Genomic DNA, 13,312 nt, shown 5'->3' on the forward strand with positions numbered 1-13,312 from the left:
AGGAAACTCGAAGTTTTGATGACAAACCAAACTCTACAATTTACGTGTAGTGATAGCTAATCACTACAAAGAACAAGATACAAGATGACAAAAATCTTTCGTTTAACAGGGCTCTTGCGCTGCAAACAAAGCAGTGCTTTATTTTTGCTCATATACCCCCGCCCAACAGTGACATCCATGTCGCCCCACGGTAGGATAACCATCTAGGACTCAAAATTACAAAAATTGAATTAATAATCAACAGTTTCTCAATGTTCATACAAAAACATAAGCTTTATTTATGCTCAATGAATTGATTAAAATTAATTCTATGAATAATTAGGTGGTTTAACTATAGAATTTTGGCGGGCTTCTTTCAATTTGTATATTTAGTATGAATGACTAATTGATAAATAAGTCATAGCCCATTCGACTAATTAAAAATACCAGTAGAATTAAAAAGAAAATACGAATAAAACCACTTCCATATTTAAATGCTAAAGCAGTACCCGCAAGAGAGCCTAAAACATTGCAAACTGCTAAAATGATGCCTGCCATCCATAAAATATGACCAGAAGGAATAAAGAAGAACATGGCAGAAATATTAGTGGCGACATTGACCAATTTTGCAGATGCAGAAGCATTTAAAAAATCAAAAGCAAATACTTTCACAAACAGAAAGAGCAAAAAACTGCCGGTCCCTGGGCCAAAAATTCCATCATAAAATCCAATTAAGGCGCCAAAAAATAAACCTAACGCAATTTCTTTCTTACCCGTCTGTAAAACAGTATGGATTTTACCTAAGTCTTTTTTGGCAAAGGTGTAGATTGCAATCAAGATAAGTAAAAAGAATACGATATAACGCATCAACTCTTTAGGAATCAACGAAACGGACATTGCACCTAAAAAAGAAAATATAAATGCTGCCAACATTGTCGGTAGTATAAGTTTCCAATTGATCGTAACTTTCTTAAAGTAAGCAAATGCAGAAGATACAGTACCTGCCATGGCAATGATTTTATTGGTTCCAAAAACTGTGGCGAGACTTTGATTGGGAAAGGCATGCATTAGCGCTGGGAGTAGAACTAATCCACCTCCACCCACCGCAGCATCAATTAAACCAGCCCAAAAAGCGAAGAAGCCTAAACTCAGAAGTATTGTCTCGTATTCCATTACAGATTGTTCTAACTGTTATTTAAGAGAATAATCATAGAATATATTCAAATAAAAGTAATTAAAAAGCGCTAATCTCAATCTATGAGATTAGCGCTTTCGTTTTAAATGCTTTGTAAATTTACACGTTTTTCAAAAATTAGAAATCAACAGACGTTTGTAGATAGAAAGTACGCGGCTGTCCTACATATTTACCACCTGTAGAGTCAGAGGAACGAGTAAAATATTCTTGATCAAATAGGTTTTTAATCCCGCCTGCCACTTTTAAACCGTAAAAATCTTGACCAAAATCATAAGCTGTACGTACCGCAAAAGTTGAATAACCAGGGATATCACCATTACGGCCATCTGCTGTTTCAACAGTTTGGTAAACATTGCCTGAACCCGGCGCATGTTGTTTAGATTGAGCAAACATATCAGCATTGACAGACCATTTGTCAAAGCTATAACCAAGGCCTAAATTTCCAACATGTCTTGAATAATAAGGTAAGTCCTTACCATCAAATTTACCTGCCTCAGACACTGCTTTGGTAAATGTATAGTTACTGTAGACTTTTAAGCCTTGCAGCGAGTCGTAGAGATTACCAAAGTCATAACTGAGACCAAGCTCTACTCCTTTATGACTGGTTGCACCTAGATTGGTCCATATGCCCGTACCAATATTATCAGGGCGTTCAAGTAATAATTCTTTATCAAAGTCTAAATAGAACACTGTAAATTCTGCATTTAAACCATTGCCTAGGTATTTGGTACCGATTTCATAGTTGTTGGATTTTTCAGGATGGAGACCATCTAAAGTGGTTATAGCTTTGTTGCTTTCGACTTTAGCCAACTGGTTATATTGCTGAGGACCAAAAGAAACCGCTGCATTAGCAAAGACATTCCATTGTTCATTGAAATTGTATTGCACTGCAAGGCTTGGTAAAAACTCATCAGAATTAATTTTTGGATGCACCGTATTTATGAATTTACCATTTTGGTACGCGGTATAATCATTATGGGTTTTAATTGACTCAAAACGAACACCTGGAGTAAGGGTCAATGCACCGAGACCAAAACGGTTATCAATATACACAGCATGGGCTTTAGTTCCACCTTCACTGCTCGTGTTGGCAAGGCGTTCACCCGGTGTGCCTGTAACAGTGTTATATTGTGCTGTACGACCAGAAAACTCTGAACTGTCTTCTTGCAAGTAGCGATAACCTACCGTGACTTCATTATTCATATTGCCCAAAGTGTAGGCACGTGAATAACGCGGTTCAATGCCAAAATATTTATAATCACGTGGAGAGTTACTAATTCGACTATTTGCAGTACCTTCTACAGCAGACTCCAGATCACTGGTACGAAATGAATCGACATAATAACCAAGGATTTCAAAGTTATTTAATTCATCTTTATGGCTATATTTAACAGAAACATCTGAACGACGACCTGCAAAATAGTTACGGTATTGGTTCGACTGGTATGGGTTTTTGGCATAATCTGCAGTTGTTAAGCCTTCGGGCATTTCGCCACGGCCTTCATAGTGATGCAGATTAAGTGCAATCGAATCCGCATCTGTAAATTGATATGACGACTTTAACATCACGTCATCGATATCTATGTCGTTATTGGCTTCGCGATAGCCATTTCCTTTGGTTCCTGAATAAAGTAGCGCAAGGCCTAAACCATTATCCATAGTACCGCCGATAAAGAGGTTTGGACTGTACTTGAGTTGATCGGTACCTGTGGCGAATTCTGTAGTTAAACCAACAGAGCCTGATAGTTTTTCAGGGATTGCACGGGTATTAAAGTTGATAATCCCACCCACGTTTTGAGGCCCAAAGCGGACTGAACCTGCGCCACGAACAACGTCTACAGATTCAATATTGCCCATTGAAACAGGTGCCATAGACAATTGTGGTTGACCATAAGGTGCGAAGGATAGAGGGACACCGTCCATCAATACTGTAGAACGAGGTGATAGGCGAGAGGTTAAGCCACGGACACCTAGATTGAGAGAAACATCACTACCCCCTGTGCCATTGCTGTCTTGAACCTGAACACCTGGCACTTGTTTTAACGCATCACGGATAGAGGTTACCGCAGATTCGTCCATTTTTTTGCGATCGATAATGGTACGTGCACCTGCATGCTTGTGAACTTTTTCAGCATTGGCAGCTTCAAGCCAGTTTCCTTCAGCTTGTACGGTGATTGTTTTAAGTGTTTGTGTTGACGTTTCTTGATTGTCTTCGGCAAAGGCAGCATTGGATATAAAGCTAAGTGAAACAGCAATTGCAAGGCTGAGATGTGAGGGTTTAAACAGAGTGAAGTCAGGTGTTCTTTGGCTTGAAATTTTCATAAAAAAAATAGGCATTTGGAATTGTGCGTATCTTAATCTCTTCAAACATATTTTTAAATCAGGATGATTATCATTTAAAACTATTGTTTAATTCAAATTAATAGATTTTTTAATCAAATATTCACTTTTTTATTTTGCAATGGCAAATTTATAAAGCGCAATAGCAATAAACCGTGCATAAGCACGGTCTTTATATTAGGGTCTGTTGATAATTCGTCTACAACGCAAGCCATTTATGAAATGTCTACAGACCCTGATCAAAAACTTATTTAAACTGGATCGAACCATTAGCATTGACTGTGATTTTTGATTCGCCAGCGGCCATATTCTGACCACCAACGGCATCGGCAGCTTCAAACTTAGCCATAGATGCACGCGCTGCATAAACAGGTTGTGGATAAGAGTTGCTAGTATTGATGTTGATATTGACCAAGTTATAAGATGATTTATTCCACGCTTGCGTTAAAATTTGCGCACGTTGTTGGAAATTCTTTGAAGCCTCAACCATCAATTCATTTTCAACTTTTTTACGTTGTTCATCAGACACTGTGAAATTAATTGATTGTGTTTGAAAGCTGTTTTGCAACTCATTGATTAACTGGCTTGCTGCTTTAAAATCTTTACTTTCAATTTGAATTTCTGCACGACCACGCCATTCTTTCAGTTTTTGATTGTCATTGTCGTAAACTGGGTAAGTAGTTTGTGAGCCTGTTTCGACTTTAACTTGTGGATACTTTTTTGAAATGCTAATGGCTTGATTCATTAATTGGGTTATTTGAGAAGATAACTCAGCAGGTTGCTTGTTGTTTTTCTCAATAAAAAGTACTGCATGCATTTCATCATTAGACACTTGACGTGTCGCATCTGCTTGAACATTGACAATATTGTAATTTAACGGGTCATTTTCTGCTGCCATCGCCATTGTGCTCAGTGTAGTTCCCAAGAGTAAAGTAGTTAACGCTAAATAACGCATAATGAATCCTTAAAATTGTTTGACTAAAATTTATGACCTAAAGATATATTGTTTAAATTGAATCTGTTTTTAATCATAAATCTGGTTTGCGGAAAACTATGGCAGATTTTGTGGTGCATTTGTAATAATTTGCATATAAATTGCAATTTTATTTTGTTTAAAATTTTTTAAAAATTAAAAGCTTATCGAGTTTCGTTGTAATGGAAATTTGTGGAATTGAGCTAGATTTAGAAATTCATTTTAATTATCGGCTTTTCTTTGCTTTGTCACATAGTATGATGATAATAACTAATTAGATTTAGCTAAATGTTTTTTTCGATAAATGGAGTGTGGATAAGTACATAAAAGATATTTATTTTCTTGTAAAAAACTGTATTATCGCGCTCCTAGTTATGAAGATTAAAAGCACTCTAACTAGATTTCTATAAAGCACCGAGTCAAAGGACCACAAGTCACCCGACTTATTTCTTTCAACCCATATCAGAGATGGTAATTCGATATGAGCGTTACTTCTGTAAATCCTGCTGCCACTTCCACAAACGAATACTACTTGACTCGCCAAAGTCAGATGGAATCGAATGTTCGTAGTTATCCACGTAAATTACCGTTAGCGATAGCGGAAGCACATGGTTGTTGGGTTACCGATGTTGAAGGTACAAAGTACCTCGATTGTTTAGCTGGGGCAGGAACATTGGCATTAGGCCATAACCATCCTGCGGTGATTAAAAGTATTCAAGACACTTTAGCGAGTGGTCTCCCTTTACATACTTTAGATTTAACAACGCCTTTAAAAGATGCTTTCACTGAAGCACTGCTTGCACAACTTCCGGGTGGGCAAGAAGAGTATTGCTTACAGTTCTGTGGCCCATCTGGTGCAGATGGTACAGAAGCAGCGATTAAATTGGCGAAAACCTATACAGGTCGCAATACAGTTATCAGTTTCTCTGGCGGTTACCACGGGATGACTCATGGCGCGTTAGCGATGACAGGTAATTTATCTGCTAAAAATGCGGTAAATGGCTTAATGCCAGGCGTACAATTTATGCCATACCCGCATGAATACCGTTGCCCATTGGGTGTTGGCGGTGAAGCAGGTGTTGATGCCTTAACTTATTATTTCGAAAACTTCATTGAAGATGTCGAAAGCGGAGTAACTAAACCTGCAGCTGTGATTCTTGAAGCAATTCAAGGTGAAGGCGGTGTGGTTACTGCACCAGCGAAATGGTTGCAAAAAATCCGTGAAGTGACTGAGCGTCATAACATTGTTTTGATTTTGGATGAAGTTCAAGCGGGCTTTGCACGTTCAGGCAAAATGTTTGCTTTTGAACATGCTGGTATTGAACCTGATGTTGTGGTGATGTCAAAAGCAGTGGGTGGTAGCTTACCATTGGCTGTTTTGGGTATTAAACGGAAGTTCGATGCTTGGCAACCTGCAGGTCACACAGGGACTTTCCGTGGTAACCAACTTGCAATGGGTACTGGTCTTGCAACGATCAATACCATTAAAGAGCAAAATCTTGCACAAAATGCGCAACAACGTGGTGATTTCTTACAAGCTGAATTGAAAAAATTAGCGCAAGAATTCCCATGTATTGGTAATGTTCGTGGTCGCGGTTTAATGATCGGTATCGAAATTGTGGATGAACGTAAGCAAGCGGATCATATGGGTTCTCTTCCTGCGGATTCACAATTGGCTGCTGCAATTCAAACAGCATGTTTTAACAATAAATTATTGTTAGAAAAGGGCGGCCGTAGCGGTACAGTGATTCGTTTACTTTGCCCATTGATCATTACCCAAGAAGAATGTGAAGAAGCTATTGCGCGCTTTAAGAAAGCAGTTGCAGAGGCTCTTATTGCAGTTCGAGGCGCTTAATTCATGGTAGATTTTGCAGAACATCGTAAAGCGTTACTCTGCAATGATGCTCAATCTATTGCTGACTATGAGTCAGCAATGGGTGAGGCGACTAAAGCGGTCGCAGCATGGTTGCAAAATGACAAAATGTACACAGGTGGGAGCATTAAAGAACTTCGTGAAGCGATTTCTTTTGCACCATCTAAACAAGGTCTAGGTTTACACCAATCGCTTGAGCGTATGGTTGAGCTTTTCCTGAACAAAAGTCTAAAAGTACATCATCCGCACTCTTTGGCACATTTGCATTGCCCAACTATGGTGACAAGTCAAATTGCTGAAGTATTGATCAATGCGACTAACCAATCAATGGACTCATGGGATCAAAGCCCAGCAGGTTCTTTGATGGAAGTTCAATTGATCGACTGGCTGCGTCAAAAAGTAGGTTATGGTGCAGGTCAGGCTGGTGTATTCACTTCTGGCGGTACCCAATCTAACTTGATGGGTGTATTGTTAGCACGTGACTGGTGTATTGCCAAGAACTGGAAAGACGTAAATGGTCTGCCTTGGTCTGTGCAACGTGATGGTGTTCCAAGTGACGCCATGCGTAATGTCAAAGTGATCTGTTCTGAAAATGCACATTTTTCTGTACAAAAGAACATGGCGATGATGGGCATGGGCTTCCAGTCAGTTGTGACTGTTCCAGTCAATGAAAATGCACAGATGGATGTTGATGCGCTAGAAAAAACCATGGCGCATTTACAGGCTGAAGGCAAAATTGTTGCTTGTGTTGTTGCGACTGCTGGGACAACCGACGCTGGTGCGATTGATCCATTGAAGAAAGTGCGTGAAATCACCAATAAATACGGCGCGTGGATGCATATCGATGCAGCATGGGGTGGTGCACTGATCTTATCGAATGACTACCGTTCAATGCTTGATGGTATTGAATTGTCTGATTCGATTACATTGGATTTCCATAAGCATTATTTCCAAAGTATTTCATGTGGTGCTTTCTTGTTGAAAGATGAAGCAAACTATCGTTTCATGCATTATGAAGCTGAATATTTAAATTCTGCTTATGATGAAGAACATGGTGTACCGAATCTAGTGTCTAAATCTCTACAAACTACACGTCGTTTTGATGCGTTGAAATTGTGGATGACGATTGAAAATCTAGGTGAAGAGCTTTATGGTTCAATGATTGACCATGGCGTTAAGCTAACTCGTGAAGTAGCAGATTACATTAATGCTACTGCTGGCTTGGAAATGCTGGTTGATCCACAATTTGCATCGGTATTATTCCGTGTAATACCTGATAATTATCCAGTTGAATTGCTTGATACTTTGAACCAAAACGTTGCAGATGAATTATTTGCGCGCGGTGAAGCCAATATCGGTGTAACTAAAGTTGGACAGCTTCAATCTTTGAAAATGACGACTTTAAGTCCAGTTGCAACTTTAGAAAACGTTAAGAATCTTCTTGCCTTGGTGTTAGAAGAAGCTGACCGAATTAAAGATGCGATTGCTGATGGTACTTATACGCCTGCAATTGACTAGATTGATATCCAGTTGATTTTGATGCTTGAAATTGATTGATTTTATTTAAAAAAACGCCCAATGTATTTCATTGGGCGTTTTTTATTTAAGGGTGTTTTGATCTAAAATATAGTCAATCTGTCAAAAACTTAGAAGCAAGAATATAATCTCTTTTAATTAAATCAATTGCCTGTAAGAATGAATTATTTGCTTATAAATAAGCTTGCAATGCTACATCTTACATTCAAAGTTTAAATACCTTTGCGTAGGCGATGCCTCACTTTTCAGAGATGAAAAGATGACAAAAATCTTTTGTTGGGTGAGAGGTACATCCTGTACCTCCACCCAACAGCGACATCCATGTCGCCCCACGGTAGAATAACCATCTAGAATCCAAAAGAACAAAAAACGAATTGATAACCTAGTTTTTAAAGTTCATACAGAAACATAAGCTTTATTTATGATCAAATGCTTGTTCATAAAAAAGAGATCTCATCGATCTCTTTTATTGAGTATGGGGCGTTAAAAATTACACATTGAGCTATTACGGGTAAGATCAGGTCCCCAAGTACGATAACCTTGAGTATCAATATGGATTTGTCCTGAAGCATATAAGCCTAAGCCCATGTTTAAACTTTGGCCATACTGCGACCAGAACTGACATAATTTGAATTTTGTATGTTCAATATACGCATAATCTTGAGGTTGCGGATTTTCCGGCCCAATACGGAAATCAATGGCTGAATTGAATAAGTGACGTGAAGATCCAGCACCACCCGCACATTGGTTTAAAGGTAAGTCTCGATATACCGAGGTTACGGTAAAATCAGTCAGAACTTTAGATGCAACCAAATATTTAAATACTTTTAATGTCGGTAATTGATTACTCCAAAGCTCACGGCTTGGAATCATATATTCAGACTTACCACACTTGTCCCAATCACGCGCAGTTTTAAATAACTCGAAACTAGGAATAATATTTCCAGCATTATTTTGTTCAAGGAAACGTTCATAATCACGTGCACGTGACTGATTGTCTCCATAGATCAACCATTGGCGATAAGATGAAGGCATCGTTTTAGGAGGAATTGGTCGCTCAATCGTAATTTTTTCTTCGGGAATGTAAATACGCTGACCATGCGACGTGCTAATTGTTGGATTCTTTTGAGGGGAAGATGTACATCCAGCCAGAATCATTGTAGTAACACCGACAGCAAGTAAACCTTTCAAAATAAATTTCATTCTCAATATTAGCTAAAAGCAAGTAACGGGTTATTTTAGTCTAGTTTGGTGCGTGTAATATGGATAAATTGCAAATAAATGTACAATTTACATATTAAAATGCAAAAAGATCAGCCTAAGCTGATCTTTTTTATACAATACTTATTTTTCTAAGTATTGTAATTTATCGGCTTTACCATTCCACTCTTCACGATCCTCAGGTTGATCACCGATTTGAGTAATGTTTGGCCATTTTTGAGCAAGTTCAGCATTTAATTCAATAAATACCTCTTGACCTTCAGGGAGTTCATCTTCAGAGAAAATTGCATTTGCAGGACACTCAGGTTCACATAGCGCACAGTCAATACATTCGTCTGGACTAATGACTAGGAAATTTGGACCTTCATAAAAACAGTCTACTGGACATACTTCTACGCAGTCTTGATATTTACACTTAATACAATTTTCAGTGACAACAAAGGTCATGGCGTCAGCTACCTAAAAATATGGTTCTAATTAATAATGCTGTATTTTAGGGAAAACGTCGCAAACTAACAATTGCTTTTATTGATATTTAATATAGAAGAACCTGCTAAATCAATTTTTTTTATAGAAAATTCTTCTAACTTGTGATGAATTATACATTTTTAAAAATAGGCGCTATTATTTTGATGTCGCCATAGGTGAAAAAATGCTAAACATATTCAAAAAAGAACATAAATATGAGACTAAATCACATAAGTGAAATGGGCTAATTACTTTTATGTGTTGTTTTTTTAGTCAGTTATCATTTTTAGAATTATTTGGAACTGTATTTTCAGGATCAGTAATGTCATCACAACGTATAGATAAGATGAATATCTTCAGGTTCTAATTCCAATAACTGCTGATCAGGTTTTTCTAAGACAAGCGCGCCTTGTTTAAGATAAAAGTCGACAGTGCGCTGGGTTGGTGTTGCTGAAATATATAATTGTTTTGCACCAAGTTGATCGGCTGATTTTATCGCTGAATGCATCAGCTGTGTACCAAGACCAAGGCCTTGATGATTTGCATCAACATAAAAATACTGTAATAGCTTTGCTTCTGGATAATCTGCGATGACTTGATTAGATACCAGTTGGACACCAATTAATCTATTCAATTGATTGAATGCACCCACACATAGCCCACCTTGAATAAGATGTTGCTTTAATACAGGGGGATCATTTGCTAAATGATATTCATCCCAACTTTGCACATCATAAAAACAATCGACTAAATGTAATTTTTGCTTTTGTTGTAGATACATTTGAGTGATAAATTCACGTCGATCAATGTGCTTCCAAATGAAGTCTATGTCAGAAAGCTGCAGGGGCTTGAGTGAAATATTGATATTATTCTCCTAAAACTTAGCACTCAATCACCTAGTATGAAGTGCTTTTAATTATCGTCTAGATTGGTATTTAAAGATCAATAGACTCAAGTTATTTCCAGTCTAAGTAAAGGAATTTTAAACCTGCTTAGACTGGGTAGTTGTTATTGCTTATGCATTTAGTGCCGCTTTTAATGCATAGAGGTGATCAAGTGCTTGGCGAGGCGTTAAATCATCGACATCAATATTTGCTAAAGCATCGAGTATAGGTGATGACTTTTCAACTTCGACGACTTTTTCAATTTCAATGATTTGTTCAAACTTTTCAGGTTCAACGGTTTCAACTTCAGCAAATAAGTCATTTTGCACAACGGATTGCAACTGTTGCTGTTGTTGTTTCTCTAAAATCTTTAACCGCTTTTGGGCTTCTTTAATCACTCCTGCAGGAATTCCTGCAAGTTTAGCAACTTGTAAGCCATGACTTTGACTGGCAGGACCTTGTTGCACTTTATGCAATAGAATCAAATTACCATTTAACTCTTTGGCCGTCACATGGTAGTTATCAATAGCCACTTCTTTTGAAAGCTCAGTTAATTCAAAATAGTGCGTGGCAAAGAGGCATAGACATTTGATTCGTTTGGTCAGATCAAGCACACATGCCCAAGCTAGAGATAGCCCATCATAAGTACTTGTACCACGACCAACTTCATCCATAAGTACCAAAGATTGATTGGTTGCATGATGTAAAATTTGAGAAGTTTCTGTCATTTCCACCATAAAGGTAGATTTACCTGTAGATAAATCATCAGCAGAGCCAATTCGAGTAAATATACGGTCAATCGGTCCTAGCTTAGCCGTTTTAGCAGGAATGAAACTGCCACAATAGGCTAGTAAACTAATGAGTGCAGTTTGACGCATAAAGGTTGATTTTCCGCCCATATTCGGCCCGGTAATGATCGCCATTCGATGATTGAAATCGAGTAGGGTATCATTGGGGGTAAATGGCGTTTTACTGAGTGATTCGACTACAGGATGACGACCTGCTGTAATTTTAATCCCGATTTCTGGGCTATACTCTGGCCGATTCCAATTATTCAAACGGGCTTGATAAGCAAAGTTTGCCAATAAGTCGATATGGGCAATTGATGCGCTCATCATTTGTAAATTGCCAATATCAGCTCTTAACTCGTCTAACAACATTTCAAAGAGTAGTTTTTCTCGAGCAAGCGCACGCGATTCACTTGAAAGAACTTTATCTTCAAAGGATTTTAACTCAGGCGTGATATAACGTTCGGCATTTTTCAGCGTCTGACGGCGGATGTAATGATCAGGTGCTTGTTCAGCTTGAGCACGGGTAAGTTCGATATAGTACCCACTGACACGGTTATAACCAATCTTCAGGGTATTGATGCCCGTGTTTTCTCGTTCTTGGATTTCTAAATCAATCAGGAATTGACCTGCGTGATCACGGATTTTACGCAATTCATCAAGCTCAGCGTCAAAGCCTTCTGCAATTACATTGCCGTCGCGTAATAATACAGGCGGGTGTTCAACAATTGCGGACAGCAATCGTTGATGTAACCCATTAAAATCGCCTAATTCTTCATTTAATTGAATGATCAATTTAGATTGTTGCGTCTCAAGAATAGGTCGAATAGCATGTCTTAGGAACGGGATTTGTGCACAAGCTTGACGAAGCTGTACCAAATCACGAGGACGCGCACTGCCAAGCGCAATGCGACTCAAAACACGTTCAATATCCCCAATTTCTTTTAAAACTAAGCGAACAGGACTTTCATGATAGCCTTTGAGTAAAGTATCTGTCGCATCTAAACGTGAATCTAAAATTTGAGTATCACGGATCGGTTGCATCAATGTACGTGCTAGCAATCGTCCACCCATTGCAGTCTGGCAGTCATTGATCAAGCTAAACAGTGACGTACCATGCTCAAACAAAGGATCAATAATTTCTAAATTGCGGCGTGTAACTGGGTCAAGTGCAATAAAATCCGAGCTTTGTTCTAATTTAATTGAGCGGATATGCGGTAATGCCGTTTTTTGAGTTTCTTTGGCATAATGAATCAATGCAGCAGCAGCTGCCTTAGCCAGTGGTAAGTGGTCAATACCAAAACCAGAAAGTGTAGAAACTGAGAATTGGTCACATAAGGTTTTTTGTGCATTATTTAAATTAAAATCGACATTTGGCCGTTTGGTAATTGGACATTCAATTTGTCTTTTAATGTCTTCAATAATATTGGGGTCAACAATATCTTCATCCACCAATATTTCACTTGGCATTAAACGTGCCAATTCAATTGCCAAGCTCTCAGACTTGAAATCTTGCTGTTGAACTTTAAAAATACCCGCACTTAAATCCAGCAGTGCCATCCCAATTTGATTTTGTTGAAAGCATATTGCAACAAGATTAGATGCTTGGGTTGCGGTTAAGAGGGCATCATCGGTCAATGTTCCAGGGGTAATGATTCGTACCACACCGCGTTCGACAGGACCCTTACCAGTCACTTCACCAATCTGCTCACAGATAACGACAGCTTCGCCTTTTTTAACCAAACGAGCTAAGTAACCTTCCGCCGCATGGTATGGAACACCCGCCATTGGAATAGGTTCACCATTGGCTTTACCACGATGAGTGAGGGTAATCCCCAAAAGTTTTGCGGCTTTTTTTGCATCGTCAAAAAACAGTTCGTAAAAATCGCCCATGCGATAGAACATTAAAGAGTGTGGATGCTGCATTTTGACTTTTAGATATTGCTGCATCATTGGTGTATGAGAAGATAAGTCAGCCATTGTTTCTTTACTATTCACGTATATTAAATCCTTAAATTTAAACAATAAATAAATTATTTTTGAAAGTTTGGCTGT

General features: G+C 38.4%; 9 protein-coding genes. 2 read left to right on the top strand and 7 right to left on the bottom strand.

Annotated features, from left to right (window positions below; all coding sequences use genetic code 11):
- Positions 1-381: 381 nt before the first annotated feature.
- The 3 genes from ACG9ZL_RS12045 to ACG9ZL_RS12055 all read right to left on the bottom strand — a co-directional run bounded on the left by ACG9ZL_RS12045 (position 382) and on the right by ACG9ZL_RS12055 (position 4,469).
- Entirely contained in the window at positions 382-1,152 is a 771-nt protein-coding gene (locus ACG9ZL_RS12045; RefSeq protein WP_419360149.1) for a sulfite exporter TauE/SafE family protein, read from the bottom strand.
- A 139-nt stretch (positions 1,153-1,291) separates the two neighbouring features.
- Entirely contained in the window at positions 1,292-3,496 is a 2,205-nt protein-coding gene (locus tag ACG9ZL_RS12050) for a TonB-dependent receptor family protein (protein ID WP_419328961.1), read from the bottom strand.
- A gap of 265 nt (positions 3,497-3,761) precedes the next feature.
- Positions 3,762-4,469, bottom strand: coding sequence for an SIMPL domain-containing protein (locus tag ACG9ZL_RS12055; protein WP_419328963.1), 708 nt, complete (start codon positions 4,467-4,469; stop codon positions 3,762-3,764).
- Positions 4,470-4,968: 499 nt separating this feature from the next.
- Between ACG9ZL_RS12055 and ACG9ZL_RS12060 the strand changes: the two genes are divergently transcribed.
- Both ACG9ZL_RS12060 and ACG9ZL_RS12065 read left to right on the top strand, forming a co-directional pair.
- A complete protein-coding gene (locus ACG9ZL_RS12060; protein WP_004721690.1) occupies positions 4,969-6,342 on the top strand; it encodes a diaminobutyrate--2-oxoglutarate transaminase in 1,374 nt (457 codons plus the stop codon).
- A gap of 3 nt (positions 6,343-6,345) precedes the next feature.
- Positions 6,346-7,878, top strand: a complete 1,533-nt coding sequence (locus ACG9ZL_RS12065) for a pyridoxal phosphate-dependent decarboxylase family protein (RefSeq protein WP_419360151.1) — start codon at positions 6,346-6,348, stop codon at positions 7,876-7,878.
- Between the two features lie 501 nt (positions 7,879-8,379).
- Here ACG9ZL_RS12065 and ACG9ZL_RS12070 read toward each other — a convergent pair.
- The 4 genes from ACG9ZL_RS12070 to mutS all read right to left on the bottom strand — a co-directional run bounded on the left by ACG9ZL_RS12070 (position 8,380) and on the right by mutS (position 13,255).
- Positions 8,380-9,099, bottom strand: coding sequence for a D-Ala-D-Ala carboxypeptidase family metallohydrolase (locus tag ACG9ZL_RS12070; protein ID WP_004721687.1), 720 nt, complete (start codon positions 9,097-9,099; stop codon positions 8,380-8,382).
- A gap of 141 nt (positions 9,100-9,240) precedes the next feature.
- The gene (fdxA, locus tag ACG9ZL_RS12075; protein WP_004721686.1) at positions 9,241-9,564 is read right to left on the bottom strand and encodes a ferredoxin FdxA; all 324 of its coding nucleotides are present in this window, start codon (positions 9,562-9,564) and stop codon (positions 9,241-9,243) included.
- A 349-nt stretch (positions 9,565-9,913) separates the two neighbouring features.
- Positions 9,914-10,444: a GNAT family N-acetyltransferase gene (locus ACG9ZL_RS12080; RefSeq protein WP_419360276.1), complete on the bottom strand. Its 531-nt coding sequence runs from the start codon at positions 10,442-10,444 to the stop codon at positions 9,914-9,916.
- A 156-nt stretch (positions 10,445-10,600) separates the two neighbouring features.
- Positions 10,601-13,255, bottom strand: coding sequence for a DNA mismatch repair protein MutS (mutS, locus tag ACG9ZL_RS12085; protein WP_419360153.1), 2,655 nt, complete (start codon positions 13,253-13,255; stop codon positions 10,601-10,603).
- Positions 13,256-13,312: the final 57 nt, after the last annotated feature.

The organism is Acinetobacter legionensis, assembly GCF_048551735.1.
GTDB lineage: Bacteria > Pseudomonadota > Gammaproteobacteria > Pseudomonadales > Moraxellaceae > Acinetobacter.